Origin of the sequence: Brachybacterium sp. 107 (assembly GCF_052379725.1) — a bacterium.
In the GTDB taxonomy this organism is placed as follows: domain Bacteria; phylum Actinomycetota; class Actinomycetes; order Actinomycetales; family Dermabacteraceae; genus Brachybacterium.
Genome location: NZ_JBQSYW010000002.1, coordinates 255,343 through 273,626 on the forward strand (window position 1 = coordinate 255,343; position 18,284 = coordinate 273,626).

Consider the following 18,284-nt stretch of genomic DNA (forward strand, 5'->3'; position numbering starts at 1 on the left):
GGAGCGGTGTTCGTTGCTGCCGCCTCGACGATGCTGATCGTCGTGAGGTCCCGAACAGGCCTCCTGATCGCGCTGAGTCTGGTGTTCGCGGCGTTGGTGACGAAGTCGATGACGGGGCACGCCTCGGGTCAGACCTCTCATGAGGCGGCCACGAGCGCGATGATCGTGCACCTTGTGGCTGCCGGAGTGTGGCTGGGTGGGCTGGCGCTGCTCGTGCTGATTGCGGGCCGGCTCGGCGCACGTCTCGGGGATGCCGCCGAACGGTTCAGCGTCCTGGCGCTTGCTTGTTATGGAGCGTTGGCCGCCAGCGGTATCGCCTCTGCCTTGGTTCGGCTCTCCGCGCCTCTGGATCTTGTGACCACGGCGTACGGGTGGATGCTCGTGCTGAAGACGATGCTGCTGGTGCTGCTGGGTGGTGCGGGCTGGTGGCAGCGCCGACGGGTGCTGGTCCGGTTGCGGGACTCGGATCGCCGGAGAGACTTTCTGTGGCTCGCCGCGGGGGAAGTCTTCCTGATCGCGGCGGCGACCGGGATCGCTGCCGCGCTGTCGAACACGGCGCCTCCGGTGCCGGACGAGCCCGAACCGGTCGCCTCGACGGCTGAGGCGCTGACCGACTACCCCCTGCCTGCTCCGCCTGAGCTGACGACGCTGCTGACGACCTGGCGTGTGGACGTCGCGGGGATGGCGCTCGCCCTCGGTCTCGCGGTCATCTACCTCTGGGTGAGGGTGCTTCGCCCGGTGACGGGCAGGGGCGGGCGACGCTGGCCCGTGGGCAGGACATCGGCGTGGGTCGCGGGGTGCGCGGTCATCGTCTGGGTGACGAGCGGAGCACCGGGGGTGTATGCGCCGGTGCAGTTCTCCGTGCACCTGGGCCAGCACGCGCTGCTTGCTCTGGTGGCAGTGCCTCTGCTGGTCGCCGGTCGTTTCGGTGACCTTGTGCGGGAGCGGATCGCTCCTCGGTCGGATGGTTCTGCGGGGCTGCGCGAGCTCGTCGACTGGAAGCCTCGCTCCCGTGCGGGTCAGTGGATCGTGCATCCGGTGGTGTTGGCGCTGCTCGGCGCGGTGGGATTTGCGGCGATCTACCTGACCCCGGCTCTCGGTGCGGGCCTGCAGACCGCGCCGGGCCGACTGATCGTACTTGCTGCCGCTGTGGTGGCCGGTGCTGCTGTGGCGCTGCCGATCCAGGGCAGGGCGCTGGGTGGTGGCACGGTTGCTCGGGCGGAGCGCTGGGTGGCCCTGGCTGTGGGGACCGGGGTTCTTGCTGGCGTGGCGCTGCTGTTCGCGCTGGCGCTCCCGGTCGTGGAGCCCGACTGGTTCGCGGTCATGGGGCGGACCTGGGGCGCCGATGCGCTCGGGGATCAAAGACTAGGTGGCTGGGTCCTGCTTGCGCTGGTCCTGGTGCTGGCAGTCCTGCACGGCGCGGTCATCTCGCGGTCGCGGCGGAGCAGCGAAGGACTCACCGTACGTCGTTCCGCCTCAGCGCGGCACTGAGCCGGTTCTGTTGCTCGCCCCGGCGTGCGTCACGTGCCGTCGTGATCGGGTTCGTGATGGTCAGTCGGTGTTGTTCCCGGAACTGCGGCGCATACGAACGATGATCGCGCCGATGGCGGCGAGCAGCAGGAGCAGGGCGACGCCGCCGAGGAGCATGCCGAGGGGTAAGCCGCCCTCGCTCTGCGGGGCATCTGCCTGTTCGGCAGCGGTGGCTTCCGTGCTCGGTTCGTCCGTCCCGGCGGTCGGCTCCTCGCTCTCCGTAGGCTCCTCCGCTCCGGAGTCTGCTGCGGCCGAGGCCGTGGTCTCGGCACCGACTGTGACGGTGAAGTCGACTGTGCCCTCGATCGGGTGGCCGTCGGAGGAGACGACACGCCATAGGACCTGATAGTCATCGGCGGGCAGCGGCGGCAGGTCGATCGTGGCCGTGTTGCCGGACACGGTGGGCGTCTCGGTGAAGATCTCCTCGCCGGCGGAGGTGGTCAGTCGCACGGCCGGGGAGAGGTTGAGGACCTCGTCGCTGTAGGTGAGCTCAAGCGCCTCGGGCGCCTGCTTGAGGCTTTCGCCTGCTGCCGGGTTCGAAGAGGTCAAGGTGTCGTGTGCTGACGCTGCGGGCAACAGTGCTGGGATCGCCAGCGGCATCAGCACGGCGGTGAGCAGCCCGGCCAGGCTGGTCAACATGATCCGCACCGCAGCCCCGGTGGTTGCGCGAGCAGCCGTCGTGTCCGCCGTCATGAACTTCTCCTCCTCGGGTGGCCCTCGTGCGGGCGGGTGTGTCTCCGTGACTGGGGCGCATCGAGCGTAGCGGCGTGCCACGAGCAAACTCTTCGCTCTTCTCCCAGGATCGACTCGCCCCGCCACGCCCCCTTTACAGAACCCCATACGGCGATATCATCGCCACATGACGATTGATGCGATCCCGGCCGAGCCCCAGTTCGAGGTGGCAGACAGTCATGCCGCGCTCTTCCACGCTCTCGCCGAACCCACACGCTTGGCTCTCCTCCAGCATCTCTCGACCGGTGAGCACCGAGTCCGCGAGCTTGTCGAACACATGCACCTTGCCCAGTCGACCGTCAGCAAGCATCTCGCGTGCCTGCGCGACTGCGGCCTGGTCACCGCACGCACCGAAGGCCGCGCCTCCTGGTTCGCCCTCACCGATCTGCGCCGACTGAGCGACCTGCTCGAGGCGGCGGACGACCTGCTCGACATCTCCGGGACCACCCTGTCCCTGAAGAACCACCGCGATCACGAGAACCTCGAGGACGGGGACCTCTGATGAACTCAGGACACGACCATTCGCACGGTGGCAGCGGACGGAGCACCGCCCGGACGCGACTGGCCATCGCGTTCGCCATCACCACCGTCATCGTGCTCGCGCAAGCGATCGGGAGCGTCGTCACCGGCAGTCTTGCTCTGCTCACGGACACGGCGCATGCCCTTGTCGACGCCTCCGGGCTGCTGGTCGCGCTGATCGCGGCGACCATGATGCTGCGCCCAGCCAACAGCAGCCGAACCTGGGGATTCGCTCGCGTCGAGGTACTGGCAGCCTTGGCCCAGGCCACGCTCCTGATCGTGGTCGGCACCTACACCGCCGTCGAGGGCATCTCGCGACTGACAGACCCCCCGGACGTCCCCTCGGGAGAGCTGCTCGTTTTCGGTGTGATCGGGCTGGTCGCGAACGTCACCGCGATCCTCATCCTGGCCGGAGGCAAGAACTCGAGCCTCAACATGCGTGCCGCGTTCCTCGAGGTGCTCAATGACGCTCTCGGTTCGCTCGGCGTGATCACGGCCGCGATCGTCATCCAGCTGACCGGATTTCAGCAGGCCGATGCACTGGCCGGTCTATTCATTGCCGCGCTGATCGTGCCTCGGGCGTTCCGGATCTTGGCCGAGACGCTGCGGATCCTCATGGAGTACACCCCGAAGGGAGTGGATCTCGATCAGGTGCGCGAGCACATCCTCGCGCTCGACCACGTCCAGGACGTCCACGACCTGCACGCCTCAGCGATCGGGAGCAATCTGCCGATCATCTCGGCGCACGTCGTCGTCGGGGAGGAGTGCTTCGAATCGGCCCACGCCCTGCGGATCCTCGAAGAGGTCCATGTCTGCGTCAGGACGCACTTCCCGATAGCGTTCGAGCACGCCACGATCCAGCTGGAGAGCCCGTCCGTGCATCGAGGGGAATCCGAACGTCTCTTGCACACCTAGCACCCACGGATCCGCACGTCTCCTGGCCGCGAGGTGACGAAACGGCGCGCACCCCACTCGATGGTGGAGTGCGCGCCGCGGGTCGTCGCTGGACTCAGCGGAAGGAGACGAAGGTGGGGTTGCCCCAGATGGTCCGTTCCTTGACGGAGCCAGCGCTGTTGCCGGCGTCGATGACCGTGTCGCCACCCGCGTAGATGCCGAGGTGGCCGGGCCACACCACGAGGTCGCCGGGCTGGGCCTCGGACTTCGAGATCGTGGTGCCGGCCGCCTCCTGCTGCGACGAGGTGCGAGGCAGGTCGATGCCGACCTGCGCGTACGCGTAGGCGCTCAGGCCCGAGCAGTCGAAGCTGACGCCCGGCTTGGAGGTACCCCACGAGTACGTGACGCCAACCTGGCTGCGCGCGGCATCGACGATCGCCTGCCCCGAGCTGCTCGTGGAGGATGCGGGCGCAGGAGCTGACGCACCGCCACCGCCACCGCCTGCAGCCGAACCGTTCAGGGAGCCGCGTGTCTCAGGGCCCACGACGCCATCGACCTGCAGGCCCTTGGCCTGCTGGTAGTCCTTCACCGCGCCATGGGTGCGCGGGCCGAACTTTCCGTCGACGGTCAGTGAGGAACCCTCATCATTCAGTGCGGACTGGAGCTGCTCGACCGAGGCTCCCTGGGATCCCCAGCGAAGCTTCTCGGAGGAGGACAGAGCCTGCGCCGGCGCCGGAGCAGTAGGTGCAGCGGCCTGCGTGGCCGTGGACGGTGCGGTTGCCGGGGCGGCGGGTGCTGCCTGTGCTGCACCACCGGCGAAGGCGGATCCGAGGAGGACGGTGCCGAGGACGGCGGCGCCTCCGGTGCCGCGCAGGGCGCGTCCACTGTGGCGAAGGGGGGTGATTGCGCGGCCGGCCGCGCGATGGGAATTGCTCGTGGCCATGAATGTTCTCCGTGAATATCCCCGCGTGTATCCACGGGGTCGTCTGGCATTTGGTCGCGGCAACGTCGACAGCAGAGTTAACGTCGGGAGGGAATCTTGCACCTCGTCACCGGTGGAACCAACGTACCGACCGAAACGGCCTCGCCATAGCGTCATGAGCGACCCCGACCGACGATTTCTCCTTCTCTTGAACACTCTCCCCCCACGGGCCCCGGGGTCAGACCCTCTCTTTACCAAACGCCGATGTCGCAATGGGGCCGAGGTCACGTATCCCGATGGAGGCGGCGGTGCCTCGTCGGTCGCATGGGAGCGAGTCGGCAGGGGAGGGCTCTTGCGTGAGGTTCACACAACGGGTTGGAACGTGGCGATGGATCCTTGCAGCTGATCCATCCATGAGGCCCACATTCCCGTGAGCAGCAGCACGCCGATCGCGATGAGCAATGCCCCGGATAGGACTCCGATGAGTCGGCGATGTCGCGCGAGTGCCCTGCTCATTCCCATCGCTCTGTCGAGCAGCAGGGCGCTGAGGACGAAAGGGATGCCCAATCCGAGCGAGTACGCCAGTGCCAGGATCGCGCCCCGGGGCGCAGATCCTCCGTCGGCGCCGGCGTCGAGGGACAGCGCGATGATCGCGGCGTAGGTGGGTCCGATGCAGGGGGTCCAGCTCAGCCCGAAGACGAAGCCCATCAATGGAGCTCCGAGAAGGCCAGCGTCAGGGCGTTTCCTGGACACCTGGATATTTCCTGTCAATCGAGGGAACACGCCCATGAAAATGAGTCCCATGAACACGACGATGAGGCCCGCGACTCGATTGATCCATACTGCGTGCGCCTGGAGGAGATATCCCATCGCGCCAGCAAATCCGCCCAGCGCCATGAATACCACCGCGAAGCCCGCGACGAACAGCAAGCTTCCCCCCATCATTCTCCCAGTTCCCTCACGGAATAGGGTCGCCGACCGTCGCGCCTTCCCAGTGCTCCCAGGCGCTTGCCCGGTTGACTTGGTGGTCTTCAGCCCTTGTCCTGCGAGCCCGGAGACGTAACCGAGGTAGCCCGGCACGATGGGCAGCACGCATGGTGAGAGGAACGCGATCAGGCCTGCGATCGCGGCGACGGTGATGGCCAGCAGAAGGGACCCGGACAGGGCGATCGACTGGAAGGTCTCTGCGAGGCCGGTGATGCTCACGCGGCTCCTTCGGCGAGAACGGCGTCGAGCATCGATCTCAGGATGGAGGGGTCGATCGCTCCGGAGATCCGGCCTGCGACTCGGCCGTCCTGGTCGAGGACGAGCGTGGTGGGTACCGCGTTGGGCGCGACTTGACCGCGCAGCTGGTACATGATCTCTGCGTCCGAGTCCGGCAGCGACGGGTAGGTGATGCCGTAGGACTCCTCGAAGGCCGCGGCGGGTCCTGCGGGGTCACGGACGTTGATCCCGATGAACGAGACGCCCTGGTCGGCGTACTCCTCGTGGATCGCTTGCAGTTCCGGGGCCTCCACCCGGCAGGGCGGGCAGGAGGCGTACCAGACGTTGACCACCAGCACCGATCCCCAGTGGTCTGTGGAGTCGAAGGGTTCGCCGTCGTAGCTGGTCCCGGTGAACTCGACGGGTTCTAAGCGATCGGCGGGAGCGATCTCTGTGGTCACACCGTTGCCGGAGACGTATCCGGCTTCCTCGGAGCCGTAGCGATCCCCGGTGTCAGCGCTGCCGCAGGCAGTGAACAGACCGGTAGCGGCCAAGAAACCGGTGGCGTACAGAATCCGTCGCCGGGAGTGGGCGCGCATGTGCTCGCTCCTTCAAGATGTTCGAGGGGGGACAGCGGAGGGGCCGGAGGTGAGCTCGTCCGGGCCTAGATCAGCGTGGACCAGTAGTCCCAGAACCTCACGGCGATGAGGGCCAGGATCACGAGATACCAGGCCACAAGCACTGGGACGCGGAACTCGATCACGAGATCGGTGGCCCGCCGCACGGCCGGGGTGGAGCTGTCTGCCACGGCGCGGAGATGGTGCAGGGTCGTGAACAAGAACAGCGGGATGGTCACTGCCCACACGACCATGCAGTAGGGGCACAGTGCCCCGATCTCGTACAGGCTCTGCCCGATCAGCCACTGCGCGAAGAGCACCGCGAAGGTCACGCCCGCCTGGATGAGCACACTCATCCAGCGCGCCACACGGGCCCCGGCGAGGAACGTGACTCCGAGCGCGAGAACGGCCGCGAAGCCGGCGATGCCGAAAATCGGATTCGGGATACCGAAAGCTGAAGCCTGCGGGGTGTCCATCACGGAGCCGCAGGAAAGCACTGGATTGAGGCTGCACGAGGGGACGTAGCTGGGATCCTCGATCAGAGCGATCTTCTCGACCAGCAGCACAACAGCCATGACCAGGCCGATTGCGCCGGTGACGGTGAAGAGCATCCCCAGACCGCGCGGCTTCCTCGACTCCCGAGGCGTCCCGGCGGCCAGGCCGTCAGCCTTCAAGTGCGGCATCGAGAGGGTCCGTGAGGTCCTCGACGCGGGTGGGCTCCAGGCGCTCCCCGTCGACGAAGAAAGTAGGAGTGCTCGTCACACCGAGCGCCTCGGCGTCCGCAGCGCTCTGCTCGATGCGCTCGAGGGTGGCCGGATCGTCGTAGACCTGCTCGAAGCGTTCCATGTCGAGTCCGAGCTTCTCGGCGTACCCGAAGAATGCCTCTCGCTGGGAGGTCTCCTGATGACTCCACTTGTCCGCGTTGTCGAACAGCGCCTTGTACATGGCTTCGAACTCACCCTGTGCGCCGGCGGCCTCGGCCGCCTTGGCGGCTTCGACGGAGTTTCCGTGCAAAGGCAGGTAGCGGACCACGAAGGTCACCTGGTCGCCATACTCGGCGCGGATCTCCTCGATCGAGGGGTACAGCGCCAGGCAGGCCTCGCATTCGAAGTCGAGGTACTCCACGAAGACGACGTCGCCACCGTCGGACAACCGAGGACTGTCTTCGCGCACGAGCTGGGCTGAGGTGGAACCCGACGCCTCAGCCGGTTCCGTCTGCTTCTCCTTGGGGTCGAGGAAGATGACGAACCCGGCGAGGACCAGCGCAGCTGCTGCGATCAGCCCCAGGGTGAATTTCATGCTCCTGCTCATGCGGCGCGTCCTCCCACGCTTGATGTCTCACGCAGATCCTGCCGGACCGGACTGGACGGCACCTGCGCGCCCACCCCTCGAGTGCGTGCGGCCCGCATGCCGTTGGCGATCACCACAACCTCGGCGACCTCATGGACGAGCACCACCGCGGCCAGACCCAGCACCCCGAACAGCGCCAGCGGGAACAGCACCACGATGATCGCCAGCGCGAGGGCGATGTTTCCGGTCATGATGCGGCGGCCCCGGCGAGCATGTGCCAGAGCGGCAGGAATCTGTCGCAGATCGGTGCCGGTGAAGGCGACGTCGGCCGACTCCACAGCGGCTGCCGTGCCGGTCGCGCCCATCGCGATGCCCACGGTCGCTGACGCGAGGGCCGGCGCATCGTTGATGCCATCTCCGATCATCGCGGTCGGGGCCTGCTCCGAGAGGCGACGGACGTGGGCGGCCTTGTCGGCGGGCAGCTGCTCGGCATGGACCTCCTCGATACCGGCCTCTGCCGCGATCGCACGAGCGGTCAGGGCGTTGTCACCGGTGAGCATGACCGTGCGGATGCCCTGGGCGTGCAGCGCCGCGACCGTCGCGGCAGCCTCCGGGCGGAGCTCGTCGCGGATGCCGACAGCGCCGATCACCCGGCCGTCCTCTTCGATCATGACGACGCTCATTCCCCGTGACGCCATCTCCTGGGTACGGTTCTCGAGCTGGCCGGGGGAGATCCAGCGGGGACTTCCTACCCGCATCAGCCGGCCATCGATGGTGCCGGTGATGCCGTGTCCGGGAGTTTCCTGGACATCGTCGGCGTCCACCGTGGTCTCTGTCGCGGCGAGGATGGCGGCGGCGAGGGGGTGGGCGCTGGCGGATTCGAGAGCAGCGGCCGCTGCGAGGACGTCCTCACGGCTGCGGCCTTCGCTTGTGGCGACGTCCACGACGCGGGGTTCGTTGCGCGTGAGTGTCCCGGTCTTGTCCAGAGCGACAGTGCGGATAGTTCCTAGCTGCTCGAAGGCGGCGCCTGACTTGATGACGACGCCGAGCTTGCTCGCGGAGCCGATCGAGGAGATCACGGTCACCGGCACAGCGATGGCCATCGCGCAGGGCGACGCGGCGACGAGCACCACCAGGGCGCGCTCGATCCAGATCGCCGGTTCTCCGGTGAGGACGCCGATCAGTGCGACCAGTGCGGCGACGATCAGCACCACGGGGACGAGGGGACGGGCGATGCGATCAGCGAGGCGTGCGCGTTCGCCCTTGGCGGCGTGAGCCTGCTCGACCAGGCGCACGATCTGAGTCAGCGAGTTGTCTCGACCGTCAGCAGTAGCACGCAGCGATAGCGAGCCCGAGCCGTTGACCGAACCCGCATGCACCTCATCCCCAAGGCCGACCTCGACCGGTATCGACTCGCCCGTGATCGCGGAGGTATCCATCCAGGAGCGTCCAGAGACGATGACCCCATCCGTGGCGACCTTGTCTCCCGCGCCGAGCAGGAGCACGTCGTCGGTGCGGACATCCGCAGCCGCGATGGTCTGAGGCCCTTCCGGGCGTGAGACGCGAGCAGTCTCAGGGATGAGGGCGAGCAGTGCCCGCAGGCCCTGCTTCGCACGATCCATCGACCGGTCCTCGAGCGCCTCTGCGAGGGAGAACAGGAACGCCAAGGCGGCGGCTTCACCGATATGTCCCAGCAGCACCGCACCGAGCGCGGCAATGGTCATCAACAGACCGACGCCAAGCCGACCACGTCCACGGCCCTGCACAAGGCGACGCAAAGTACCGGGGACGAAGGTCCAGGCCCCAGCCAGCAGGGCGAGAACGTGGGCCGCGAGACCGATCGCGTCGAGCCCCGCCCAACCGATCAAGAGCCCCACCACCCACAAGGCACCGGATGCGACCGGCAGTAGCAGTGCGCGATCGCGCCACCACGGTGTCAGCTCTTCTAGCTCGAGCTTCTCCGACGGATCTGCCGGACCGCTGCTTCCGCAGCATGCATCCTCCACCACGGGGATTACGGGCTCCCCGGGGCCGCAGCACTCGTCGCTCATCGCGTACCCGCCTCGGATGGCACCTCAACGGAGGCGTCGCAGCACAGTGGGACATAACAGTCCTCGTCCGTGCACGGAAGGCCGTCATCAACCGCGAGCACGGTATCGACCAGGACCGAGAGCGCCTTGGTCAGGTGCGCATCGGCGATCTCGTAGCGTGTGCGTCGACCCTCGGGGGACGCGACCACGATGCCGCAGCCACGCAGGCAGGAGAGGTGATTGGACACGTTGGTACGCGTCAGCGACAGGTCCTCCGCCAGGACGGCTGGATAGCCGGGACGCTCGAGGAGCGATAGCAGGATGCGGGACCGGGTGGGGTCGGCCATGGCGCGGCCGAGACGATTCATGACCTCAAGGCGCGAAGCTTTAGTCAGCATGCACTGACCATACAGCACACGATGACCAGTTGCGGAACCAGCAGTCGCCCGACGGGCGAAAGCTCGTGCCACTTTGGAAGAGCGAGCATCGCTCCCCGGTTCGAACCGTGAAGCGAACCCTGAATTTTGTTCCGAGGGAGGAGGTGCCCATCCCTGGAGCGGCTACTCGACCGCCGCACCTCTCGTGCGCCGAGAGGTGGACTGCACCGGCCGAGTCGCGGGTCGCAGGTCGTGGCATCCGAGGAGCCAGTGCAGCCACGTTGCCCCGCGACCGAGCGCGACCGAGAGCGTCTCCATCGGCACGCCATCGTCGACGACAGTTCGGCACGCCTCTGCCAGGGCTCGCCCTTCGGCGCCGCGGACTGCTCGCGATCCTTCGCGGTTACGCGGCGCCTGTGGGCACGCCTCGTAGAGTCCGCGCAGTTCAGCGATCTCGTCCGCGGTGGGATCTCGACGCTGAGACAGACGCGGGTAGCGGGTCACTGGGGCGGACTGCGCGGTCTCGCGGGCGGTGCGGATTGCCTGGCGGGAGCAACCGAGATCTTCGGCGATCTGATCGAGGGTCTGCCCGTCGTCCCTTCGCCTGGCTACCTCGTCGACGTCCGCGAGCGGTTGCTGACCCCAGCGGCGGAAGCGGATGTCGTGGCGGGCGACCGTTAACCGACGAACGTAGGTGGATGTCAGTCCGTAGCTCTCAGCGATCATGGCCCACGTCTCGCCAGCCCGGTACCGAGTGGCCGCGTCAGCGGCGACGGCAGCGCGCTGCTCGTCGGTGAACTTCATCCGGGTACCTCCCGCCTTCGCTGGTGGGTGTCGAGACGAGAATACGGCGGTCGCGTGGGTCCGTTGCCACGTCGTGAATGCTTGCATCCGAGACTGACTCCGAGGGGCGACATGTCCTCACCGGGGTGGGCTGTCGGGCCCGTCCGGCATGCTGGTCGAAATCGACGAAGGGACCCCCCGATGAACGCCCCCGCACTGGACGATGCCGAGGTCGAGACCATCCGCCTCGCCCTGAGCTCTTGCGCCGACGACCTGACGTCCACTCCGTCCGACGGATTGGCGCCTGAGTACATTCACGCGGTGGAAAACATCGCCAAGGGCTCCGTGGCGGAGTGGCCGTACACCGAGACCCTGGGGCGCGAGCTCATGAGCGTAGGGTCGCGGCTTGCACCGGGAGAGTCACGGTTTCCCGAGTCGATCGAGCCGTACTTGCGACCACTCGCGGCTTCTGCGCTGCAGCGTTATGCGATGGCGATCGAGCAGGAGTCAGGCGAAGACTTCGATGGGGTGAGCGCGGAAGCTGTTGAGGTGGAAAGGGCTGAACGTCTGGCGAAATTGCTGCTTGGACTGACGGTCCGCGTTGATGCTCGGCGATGGAGTGGGGGCTGGGAGCTGTACGCCCTCGGCAACGAAGACCTCGTGACGCAGGTCGAGAACATCGATGGCGCTCCGGCGATGGTGCGGGACCTGCTCGAAACAGAGTTCCCCGGCGCGGACTTCAGCAAGGTGGTCTTCGACGTGCGCACGGTTGACTGATTCCGCTCGTCCCGCGACGGCTACGGGGCGCCCACTTCCTCGGGTACAGGAGCGTCTCGAGGAGGCAGGCGATGGGCGGCATCACGCGTAAGAGGGACACCGGTGAGGCGGGCAATGCAGGGGAGTTCGGCTCCGTGGCGCGCCAGGAAGTGGACGTCGAAGTGAGTCCACGCCTCGGTGAGCACAGCTCCGATGACGTGGCTCTGGTGGAGCGGTTCGGGTTCCATGTGCGCTCTGCTGATCCAGTCGAGTTCGATGAGCATGCCGCGGAGGTCGACCAGGCTCTCGCAACTACCCGGTCTCGCCTGCGCAGTCGTTTCGACAAGCTGCACCGGGCCGTCGGGGATCGGCGCAGCCCACGTGAAGGCTGGGCTAGGACTGATGAGCAGGTGCTCACGGCGGCCCGCGACTGGGTGATCCTCGCCGATGGCGGTGCCGCATCTGAGGCGACCGGGTTGCAGATCCGCGGGCCCCTGCGTGATGTTGAGGCTGCCCAGGCGGAGGTGGATCGGGCCCGGGAGCAGGTCGACGGGCTCGAGGAGGCGTTCCGGATCCGTGGCGGCTGGAACCGCGCATTCCTTGTCGCGAACGGCAACGGTCACGTGCATTCGAGCATGGGCTGTTCGACGTGCCGGCCCACGACTCAGTACGCGTGGCTGACTGACTATTCCGGCGCCGATGAGGATGCGATCGTCACGGCTGCTGGCCACCGCGCCTGCACCACCTGCTACCCCTCGGCGCCCGTGGGTGACGCGACGTCGCTGCCGACGAAGATGTACACGCCGGATGAGCTCGCGGCTCAGCGGGATCGGGAGCGGCGGGAGGCGTGGGCGACGCTGACCCCAGCGGAGAAGCGGGCACGAAAGCGGGCGGAGAAGCTCGCGGCCGCCGTGTCGAAGGATGGGAAGCCGCTGCGGTTCGAGGAGGACCTGGGCGATGCCGGGAAGGTGCGGGAGGTGATCTCCACCGAACGGGACGCGGAGACCGCCTGGGCCCGTGGCATGGGCGACGCCATCAACCTCAGGAGGACGACGGGGAAAACATTGCCCGAGTTCGCCGAGTACCGCCGGGACCAAGAAGCGCGGGCAGACTGGCGGGCCAGGATGCGTCCCGTGATCGCCAGTACCCTCGCCGAGAAGCACGGCACCACAGCGCTCGAGGAAAAGCACCGCCTCGACGAAATGACCAGGACCTCATACGAAGAGAAGCACCCCGAGCTCGCCGAGCATTTCGAGGCCGATGCGGATGAGGACTACCTGAACCAGTGAGGGCGCGTCCCACGAGGCGCAGCTGTCGCCCACTGGGGCGGACATGAGCAGCAGGAACCCTCAGTCCCGCTTCTCGCGCGCCCGCACAGTATTAGTCGGCCTGCTCGCGATCAGCCTCGTTGCGCTGTACGGGTACCACCACCGCACCGAGCTCGGACAGATATTTGACGAGCTTCGGGCCGCGATCCCGTTTGCCAGCCGTGGCGAGGCTGATCTGCCCGGTACGGGGCTCGAGTCCGACAGTCCCTGAACCCCGGCACGCAGAACTCTGCCCGGGTTACGGGTTGACGGCGAGGAGGAACCCCATGATGGCTACGAAGGCCCGGACGGCAAGCAGTTTCAGCTCGAAGGTGCGGAAGCGAGATACCGGCGAGCAGGGAAACTGGGGTGAGTTCGCTGCCATGTCCCGCGGCGAGGCGGACATCCCGATCCCGGCACCACACGCCGAGGCCCGCCCGATCATCGGGGAAGATTCCCAGATCGCGGCCAGTGCCCAGATCGAAGAGGGCGTGCGCATCGGCGACGGGGCCCGCATCGGGGAAGACGTCACGATCGGTGCCGGCGTGAGTATCGGGGAGGGGGTGGTGATCCGGGATGGGGCTCGGTTCGGGGCCAGCACGAGCATCGAGGATGATGCCTCGATCGGGGAAGGAGCCAGCGTGGGGGAGAGGGTCACGATTCGTCAGGGCGTGGTCTTGCAGGCCAGCTCCGTGCTCGGCGACGGGGTTGTGCTCGACGAGGAGGTCTCGGTGGGTGAGGGCGCGCGGCTCGGTCGGAACGTGCGAGTCGAGCAGTCAGCGCGCATCGGTGCTCAGGTGACGATCGATGAGGATGCTGTGCTCGGGGAGGACAGCGTGCTCGAGGACCGCTCGTCCATCCGACATTCGAGCCGGGTCGGTGATTCGGTCATGATCGGGAAGAGCACGGAGATCCATGCCGGTTCGATTGTGGGTAGCGGGGCGCGGATCGGCAGCCGCAGCCGAATCGAGGGGACGTTCGGTGACGAACTCGAGGTCGGCCCTCGCTCAAGGCTGCTCGGCGGCAGCACCTGGGGAGACCGCGTCCAGATCGGCGACGGAGTGAAGGTGGATGTCGGTGCCAGCTCACGGTTCGCGGACGACACGCAGCTCGGCGACAAGACCACCCTCACCGCGGCCGAAGTTGCCGGGGAGCTCTCCACTGGGGAGGGAGTCACGATCAAGGGCGCGGACGGAGCCAGCGAGCTGAACGAAACCATCGCGATCGGCGCTGGCTCGACGCTCGACGGGACGATCACGCTCCGGGACGGGACGGAGATCGGAGAGTCCGTCCAGGTCCACGGGCCTAGCGGCGCCCACTCCGATGAGGTCGTCACCCAGATCGACGGCGATTGCGAGGTCCTGGACCGCGCCATCATCCGCTCGGGCGCGAGGCTCGGTGAGCGCACCCTGGTCGGCTCGGCGGCAGAAATCGGCCGGGCAGTGGTCACCGGAGCGGGCACGGACATCTGCGATCGGGCGCGAATCGGCGACTTCTCCGTCATCAACGGTTCGATGATCGGTGAAGGTGTGACGGTCGGGCACGGTGCCCAGACGGGCTACGGCGCGGAGCTGGGGGAACGGTCTGTCATCGAGGACAACGCGGTCATCGAGCCGTACGCCCGCGTCGAAGACGATGGCTACGTCCCCCGCGGGGCGGTCGTGACGGAGACTCCTCGTTGATCGTCCCGTGACGGCAGGGGAGCGCCCACTGGGCGGGCATGACCACCACGGCGCCGCACCGCACGCTCAAGGCGACTCCGCTATCGGTCCCGCCCCGGCGCGCGGACACCCTGTTCGGACAGACACCGACAGTCACCTCCGAGGGGACCTCGTGCGACCGCTGCCCGTCCGCGTTGGCCAAGGTGAAGGCGATCTACCTGACTTGCCAGATCTACCTGTGCGGGCACCACGCCCGCCAGTCTTGGCGCGCGTTCGAACGCACCGCGCTCCGCATCCGCGCAGACATCCCGAACGGCTCGTACTACCTGCCCATGTCACCCCGCTAACCGAACCCAGGACGAAGGAGAACCCGCCATGATGACGCCGACTCTTGCTCCGTTCGAGCAGCTGCACGAGGACATCGAGCTGCTCGATGCCGCCGGCTGGCCGATGGAACGCGTGCGAGCCGAGCTGTCCCATGAGCAGATCGAAGAGATGATCGATGCCTACCTCGCCCGAAGCGACGACGCCGTCGCGGGAGCGCTGAGTAGCACTCTTGGCAGGTGAGGATTAATGCTGCGCCGCGGTGAGACGCCTCGTAGCCCTGGCACTACGGCGGTACGTGGCCGCCAAAACGGTGATCAGCTGGAGGTCCTCTCGGCGACTCCGTCGCGGAGGGAGAGTGCGTGAAAGAGTCGGATACGACGAATCAGTGGTGACGTCACCTCGTCGTAGCGCCGAGACGATCGAATCCGGATCGTAGTTTCCGTCGACGACCACGCGGACTGTGCAGATGGCGTCGGCGATCTCGACGTAGGCCCGTTGAAGCCTTGCCGGCGCGGAGAAACTCTGCACCGGTAGGTGGAAATCTTGGTCCGACAGCTCAATCATGCGGCGCCAGAGGGGACCGAGGCGTGTGAGCTGGTATCGGGACATCAGCTCGTCGTACAACCTTTCTCCGACACCTAACATCGTCGCACCGGCAACGCAGATCCCCAAGCTCAGTGGCGAAAGGGCAAGGGCCCCTTCGCTTTCCGATGCCCGACCAGTGTTCATGTAGATCGCCGAGGTGGCGTTGGTCCAGATGAAGCCACCGCAACCGAGCGCGATCAGGAACAGCGCAATCGTATTGATCGGCCGACGTTTGATGTCTCGGGGAAATCTATAGATACTTAAAGCGATTACCTGAGACAAAGCCCAAATGGTATACGCAGGGAAAACTAGAAGGGTGACCGCGGAGGCAAAGTCATGTTCCGAGAATTTGGACACACCTATCGAGGCTCCGTGCGCTGTTCCTAGAGGCCAAGCAACCAAGATGAGAGTGACAACGAAGCTTGAACGGGCAACAATCCGCCGAGTCGCCCTAGACGAAACGATTTCCGATCGAAGGGTGGCGATAAGCACCTCGAGCGCGCCCAGTATGACCACAGCTGAGCAATGCCACGCGAGGCGCCCAATGTTGAAAAAATGTTCCGTTCTGTCAGCCGTACCGTACGCGAGTGCACCGACACCGATGGCGAAGAGCGCAACGATGATTGCCCTTTGAGTGAGCGAAATTGGCTCGCCTCGCAGGCGCCACGAGCGCTCCATCCCAAGGATGCCTGCGCAAAGACCGAGTACAGCGAACGCCCAGTTCATCCTGTGGGGTCACCACCAGAGCTCGTCATAGTATGTGTGCCCGCCGCGCATGACCCTCCGTCGGAGCTGGATTGAAATGTGCGTAGCTACCGTCTCTGCATCGAGTTCCGTGGTGTGAGCGTAGGCATGTCGACCTGCGACGACCGAGCGAACCAGATCCGGGTTGAGCCCCTGAAGTAGGCCTGATTCGATGAGACCAGACGACAACGACCGGTTGCCGTCATGTCCCAACAGTAGGTGCGCCACTTCGTGACAGACGATCGCGACCTGGCGCTCCGGAGATGCCTCGTCGCCGACCACGACATAGTCAGCCTTGCCAGTGGAAATCAGCAGGCCCGACAGAGGCGATGCCAGGGACGCAATCAGGATGGAGATTCGACGATCGCGAGTCTGGGACATGTTTGTGAGGAGGTCTTCGACATCGCCGCTTCGCGGCATCATGGAGTCCGCCATGCGAATCGCATCCCGCACCTGCATCGAAAATCTGCGACCCATGCTTAAACACTCCTACAGCGCCGTGACAGTCTCACGGACGGCGTCGACGATTGCCTGCCTGGCGCGTTTCCCTTCGGGCGTCGGGAGCAGCGGGTACACATGAATGTGTCCAGGTTGTTCGTGATACTCGACCTCTGCTCCGGCCTCTGAGCTGCGAGCGACGAAGAGGCGAGTGTCGGGGTTCAAAAGGTCTCGAGTACCGCTGAAGATGACGAGTCGGCCAGCTCCGCGGACGTCGCCCAAGAACGGGTTGAGGATGGGGTCTTCTCCGTGCTCACCGATCCACATTTCGGTCAACATCAGCTGACCCTTCTTCACGAGCCAGGGATCTCGGGGTTGAACTTCATCGATCTCGGGGTTCTCCATCCGCATGTCGAGCGCGGGGGAGATCAGGAGCGTGAGATCGGCCGGGCGCCCGCGTTCCTTCAGTAGGAGGCTGGTGGACAATGCGATGGTGCCACCAGCCGAGTCGCCCATCAGCACCAATGGGCCCTGTTCGTTCGTGCTGAGTTCCGCAACGATAGGCACGACGGACTCGGCGGTACCTCCGGTGTGGACCAACGGATAGACCGGCATCAGCACGGTGGTGCCGGCTTCGGCGGCGATCTGTTGGACTAGCCACCAGTGTTGCTGTGCGGCCTCATCGATCCACCCGCCGCCGTGGAGGTAGACGACGACTCCCTGAGGTTCGATATCGGTGGGTGTGATGGTGTGGATCGTCCAGCCGTGGTGATCTTGAGCGTCGACTCGAACTCCGCGGCGCAACCGCTTAGGCGGGTCGTACGACTGCGGCTGCTCTGTCAGCTCCGCCAGGTGTCTGCGCACATGGTCTCGTGTCAGGTGGTTCCGATTGGATCGCCGTAGACGCATGATGCTTGGCATCAGGCGACCCATGAGGCTCAGCTTCGTCGGGGAGTCAGTCATTTTCACCTGGACGGTCGTTGCTGGCGTCCAGCCCTTCAATGCGGCGGATCTGATCGAGTAGTGCGAGAACCGGTCCTAGGCTTTCAGCGGAGACGCCATGAGCTCTCATCATGAGCTGTTGTACACCGGTATCCCGCATGGCGACCACCGTTTTCAATGACTCCTGGATCTCGGCCGAGACGGAGTCGTTGACGAAGTAGTCGAGGGGCACCTGGAAGATGTCGGCGAGACCCGCGAGGAGCCGAAACGAAGGGTTTCGTCGACGTCCGGTACGTAGGGCTCGGATGTGGTTCGGCGTCACGGAGATGTTTTTCCGCTCGAGCTCCTCGGCAACGGAGGCAGAGGTGTGAAGCTGGGAGCTTCCATGGTCTCGGGGAACCGTCCGGAACAGCAGGTCAAGTCGTTCGGCCAGGCCTGGAACATCGTCGCCAGCTGGCTCTTTGGACTGCGGCTCGTTGGGCATTGCGGCCTCAGCTCCCCGTTCCGGTGGACATGGCGGGCGAGCGGCTCCTGCTTCCCGCCTCGCGCCGACCGTACCGCACGTGAATCAGTCGGGCAATCCATAGATGCGCTCGTGTCGCCTTCCCGCATCTGAAGGTTGTCATC

The 18,284-nt window shown here is 66.0% G+C and carries 22 protein-coding genes; 9 read left to right on the forward strand and 13 right to left on the reverse strand.

Annotated elements, in window-relative coordinates; all coding sequences use genetic code 11:
- The first annotated feature begins 6 nt into the window (after positions 1-6).
- Positions 7-1,491 carry a cytochrome c oxidase assembly protein gene (locus ACT3UL_RS03605; RefSeq protein ID WP_444576802.1) on the forward strand — a complete coding sequence of 495 codons (1,485 nt, stop codon included), beginning with the start codon at positions 7-9 and terminating at the stop codon, positions 1,489-1,491.
- 60 nt (positions 1,492-1,551) lie between these two features.
- Here the strand turns inward: ACT3UL_RS03605 and ACT3UL_RS03610 are convergent, their stop codons facing one another.
- Entirely contained in the window at positions 1,552-2,223 is a 672-nt protein-coding gene (locus ACT3UL_RS03610) for a copper resistance CopC family protein (RefSeq protein WP_443401177.1), read from the reverse strand.
- A gap of 166 nt (positions 2,224-2,389) precedes the next feature.
- Here ACT3UL_RS03610 and ACT3UL_RS03615 point away from each other — a divergent pair, with 166 nt between their 5' ends.
- Positions 2,390-2,764: an ArsR/SmtB family transcription factor gene (locus ACT3UL_RS03615; protein ID WP_443401178.1), complete on the forward strand. Its 375-nt coding sequence runs from the start codon at positions 2,390-2,392 to the stop codon at positions 2,762-2,764.
- A complete protein-coding gene (locus ACT3UL_RS03620; RefSeq protein WP_444576803.1) occupies positions 2,764-3,696 on the forward strand; it encodes a cation diffusion facilitator family transporter in 933 nt (310 codons plus the stop codon). The genes ACT3UL_RS03615 and ACT3UL_RS03620 overlap by 1 nt, the downstream gene beginning before the upstream one ends.
- 94 nt (positions 3,697-3,790) lie before the next feature.
- On the opposite strand, the gene ACT3UL_RS03625 is transcribed toward ACT3UL_RS03620, so the two are convergent.
- The 8 genes from ACT3UL_RS03625 to ACT3UL_RS03660 form a co-directional block, all read right to left on the reverse strand.
- Positions 3,791-4,618: a C40 family peptidase gene (locus ACT3UL_RS03625; protein ID WP_444576804.1), complete on the reverse strand. Its 828-nt coding sequence runs from the start codon at positions 4,616-4,618 to the stop codon at positions 3,791-3,793.
- Between the two features lie 342 nt (positions 4,619-4,960).
- Positions 4,961-5,803 carry a cytochrome c biogenesis CcdA family protein gene (locus ACT3UL_RS03630; protein WP_443344084.1) on the reverse strand — a complete coding sequence of 281 codons (843 nt, stop codon included), beginning with the start codon at positions 5,801-5,803 and terminating at the stop codon, positions 4,961-4,963.
- A complete protein-coding gene (locus tag ACT3UL_RS03635) occupies positions 5,800-6,399 on the reverse strand; it encodes a TlpA family protein disulfide reductase (protein ID WP_443344086.1) in 600 nt (199 codons plus the stop codon). Before ACT3UL_RS03635 ends, ACT3UL_RS03630 begins: the two co-directional genes overlap by 4 nt.
- Before the next feature lie 65 nt (positions 6,400-6,464).
- Positions 6,465-7,100, reverse strand: a complete 636-nt coding sequence (locus tag ACT3UL_RS03640) for a vitamin K epoxide reductase family protein (protein ID WP_444576805.1) — start codon at positions 7,098-7,100, stop codon at positions 6,465-6,467.
- Positions 7,081-7,728 carry a DsbA family protein gene (locus ACT3UL_RS03645; RefSeq protein ID WP_443401180.1) on the reverse strand — a complete coding sequence of 216 codons (648 nt, stop codon included), beginning with the start codon at positions 7,726-7,728 and terminating at the stop codon, positions 7,081-7,083. Before ACT3UL_RS03645 ends, ACT3UL_RS03640 begins: the two co-directional genes overlap by 20 nt.
- The gene (locus tag ACT3UL_RS03650) at positions 7,725-9,758 is read right to left on the reverse strand and encodes a heavy metal translocating P-type ATPase (protein WP_444576806.1); all 2,034 of its coding nucleotides are present in this window, start codon (positions 9,756-9,758) and stop codon (positions 7,725-7,727) included. Before ACT3UL_RS03650 ends, ACT3UL_RS03645 begins: the two co-directional genes overlap by 4 nt.
- Positions 9,755-10,135 carry a Cd(II)/Pb(II)-sensing metalloregulatory transcriptional regulator CmtR gene (gene cmtR, locus ACT3UL_RS03655; protein WP_444576978.1) on the reverse strand — a complete coding sequence of 127 codons (381 nt, stop codon included), beginning with the start codon at positions 10,133-10,135 and terminating at the stop codon, positions 9,755-9,757. Before cmtR ends, ACT3UL_RS03650 begins: the two co-directional genes overlap by 4 nt.
- A 162-nt stretch (positions 10,136-10,297) precedes the next feature.
- On the reverse strand, positions 10,298-10,918 hold the full coding sequence (locus ACT3UL_RS03660; RefSeq protein ID WP_443401182.1) for a hypothetical protein: 621 nt from the start codon (positions 10,916-10,918) through the stop codon (positions 10,298-10,300).
- A 180-nt stretch (positions 10,919-11,098) separates the two neighbouring features.
- Between ACT3UL_RS03660 and ACT3UL_RS03665 the strand changes: the two genes are divergently transcribed.
- The 6 genes from ACT3UL_RS03665 (at position 11,099) to ACT3UL_RS03690 (ending at position 15,188) form a co-directional block, all read left to right on the forward strand.
- Positions 11,099-11,674, forward strand: a complete 576-nt coding sequence (locus ACT3UL_RS03665) for a hypothetical protein (protein WP_443344098.1) — start codon at positions 11,099-11,101, stop codon at positions 11,672-11,674.
- Positions 11,675-11,745: 71 nt separating this feature from the next.
- Complete coding sequence (locus tag ACT3UL_RS03670) at positions 11,746-12,942, forward strand: hypothetical protein (RefSeq protein WP_443344100.1); 1,197 nt, start codon at positions 11,746-11,748, stop codon at positions 12,940-12,942.
- Positions 12,943-12,985: 43 nt separating this feature from the next.
- Complete coding sequence (locus ACT3UL_RS03675) at positions 12,986-13,192, forward strand: hypothetical protein (RefSeq protein WP_443344102.1); 207 nt, start codon at positions 12,986-12,988, stop codon at positions 13,190-13,192.
- Between the two features lie 55 nt (positions 13,193-13,247).
- On the forward strand, positions 13,248-14,642 hold the full coding sequence (locus ACT3UL_RS03680; RefSeq protein ID WP_444576807.1) for a DapH/DapD/GlmU-related protein: 1,395 nt from the start codon (positions 13,248-13,250) through the stop codon (positions 14,640-14,642).
- A gap of 38 nt (positions 14,643-14,680) precedes the next feature.
- A complete protein-coding gene (locus ACT3UL_RS03685; RefSeq protein ID WP_443344105.1) occupies positions 14,681-14,968 on the forward strand; it encodes a DUF7455 domain-containing protein in 288 nt (95 codons plus the stop codon).
- 28 nt (positions 14,969-14,996) lie between these two features.
- Positions 14,997-15,188, forward strand: coding sequence for a hypothetical protein (locus ACT3UL_RS03690; RefSeq protein WP_443344107.1), 192 nt, complete (start codon positions 14,997-14,999; stop codon positions 15,186-15,188).
- A 3-nt stretch (positions 15,189-15,191) separates the two neighbouring features.
- On the opposite strand, the gene ACT3UL_RS03695 is transcribed toward ACT3UL_RS03690, so the two are convergent.
- From ACT3UL_RS03695 to ACT3UL_RS03710, 4 genes are all read right to left on the reverse strand, one after another.
- A complete protein-coding gene (locus ACT3UL_RS03695; RefSeq protein ID WP_444576808.1) occupies positions 15,192-15,815 on the reverse strand; it encodes a hypothetical protein in 624 nt (207 codons plus the stop codon).
- A 453-nt stretch (positions 15,816-16,268) separates the two neighbouring features.
- The gene (locus tag ACT3UL_RS03700) at positions 16,269-16,754 is read right to left on the reverse strand and encodes a hypothetical protein (protein WP_443344111.1); all 486 of its coding nucleotides are present in this window, start codon (positions 16,752-16,754) and stop codon (positions 16,269-16,271) included.
- Positions 16,755-16,766: 12 nt separating this feature from the next.
- Positions 16,767-17,678 (reverse strand): alpha/beta hydrolase fold domain-containing protein, encoded by a 912-nt coding sequence (locus ACT3UL_RS03705; protein WP_443344113.1) that lies wholly within the window; start codon positions 17,676-17,678, stop codon positions 16,767-16,769.
- Entirely contained in the window at positions 17,671-18,141 is a 471-nt protein-coding gene (locus ACT3UL_RS03710; RefSeq protein WP_443344115.1) for a hypothetical protein, read from the reverse strand. Before ACT3UL_RS03710 ends, ACT3UL_RS03705 begins: the two co-directional genes overlap by 8 nt.
- Between the last annotated feature and the right edge of the window lie 143 nt (positions 18,142-18,284).

Bases quoted from the DNA above. Each gene is read 5' to 3' on its own strand.
- ACT3UL_RS03610 (WP_443401177.1), bottom strand. From the start codon at position 2,223: ATGACGGCGGACACGACGGCTGCTCGCGCAACCACCGGGGCTGCGGTG.
- ACT3UL_RS03615 (WP_443401178.1), top strand. From the start codon at position 2,390: ATGACGATTGATGCGATCCCGGCCGAGCCCCAGTTCGAGGTGGCAGAC.
- ACT3UL_RS03620 (WP_444576803.1), top strand. From the start codon at position 2,764: ATGAACTCAGGACACGACCATTCGCACGGTGGCAGCGGACGGAGCACC.
- ACT3UL_RS03625 (WP_444576804.1), bottom strand. From the start codon at position 4,618: ATGGCCACGAGCAATTCCCATCGCGCGGCCGGCCGCGCAATCACCCCC.
- ACT3UL_RS03635 (WP_443344086.1), bottom strand. From the start codon at position 6,399: ATGCGCGCCCACTCCCGGCGACGGATTCTGTACGCCACCGGTTTCTTG.
- ACT3UL_RS03640 (WP_444576805.1), bottom strand. From the start codon at position 7,100: ATGCCGCACTTGAAGGCTGACGGCCTGGCCGCCGGGACGCCTCGGGAG.
- ACT3UL_RS03645 (WP_443401180.1), bottom strand. From the start codon at position 7,728: ATGAGCAGGAGCATGAAATTCACCCTGGGGCTGATCGCAGCAGCTGCG.
- ACT3UL_RS03650 (WP_444576806.1), bottom strand. From the start codon at position 9,758: ATGAGCGACGAGTGCTGCGGCCCCGGGGAGCCCGTAATCCCCGTGGTG.
- cmtR (WP_444576978.1), bottom strand. From the start codon at position 10,135: ATGCTGACTAAAGCTTCGCGCCTTGAGGTCATGAATCGTCTCGGCCGC.
- ACT3UL_RS03660 (WP_443401182.1), bottom strand. From the start codon at position 10,918: ATGAAGTTCACCGACGAGCAGCGCGCTGCCGTCGCCGCTGACGCGGCC.
- ACT3UL_RS03665 (WP_443344098.1), top strand. From the start codon at position 11,099: ATGAACGCCCCCGCACTGGACGATGCCGAGGTCGAGACCATCCGCCTC.
- ACT3UL_RS03670 (WP_443344100.1), top strand. From the start codon at position 11,746: ATGGGCGGCATCACGCGTAAGAGGGACACCGGTGAGGCGGGCAATGCA.
- ACT3UL_RS03675 (WP_443344102.1), top strand. From the start codon at position 12,986: ATGAGCAGCAGGAACCCTCAGTCCCGCTTCTCGCGCGCCCGCACAGTA.
- ACT3UL_RS03680 (WP_444576807.1), top strand. From the start codon at position 13,248: ATGATGGCTACGAAGGCCCGGACGGCAAGCAGTTTCAGCTCGAAGGTG.
- ACT3UL_RS03685 (WP_443344105.1), top strand. From the start codon at position 14,681: ATGACCACCACGGCGCCGCACCGCACGCTCAAGGCGACTCCGCTATCG.
- ACT3UL_RS03690 (WP_443344107.1), top strand. From the start codon at position 14,997: ATGATGACGCCGACTCTTGCTCCGTTCGAGCAGCTGCACGAGGACATC.
- ACT3UL_RS03700 (WP_443344111.1), bottom strand. From the start codon at position 16,754: ATGGGTCGCAGATTTTCGATGCAGGTGCGGGATGCGATTCGCATGGCG.
- ACT3UL_RS03705 (WP_443344113.1), bottom strand. From the start codon at position 17,678: ATGACTGACTCCCCGACGAAGCTGAGCCTCATGGGTCGCCTGATGCCA.
- ACT3UL_RS03710 (WP_443344115.1), bottom strand. From the start codon at position 18,141: ATGCCCAACGAGCCGCAGTCCAAAGAGCCAGCTGGCGACGATGTTCCA.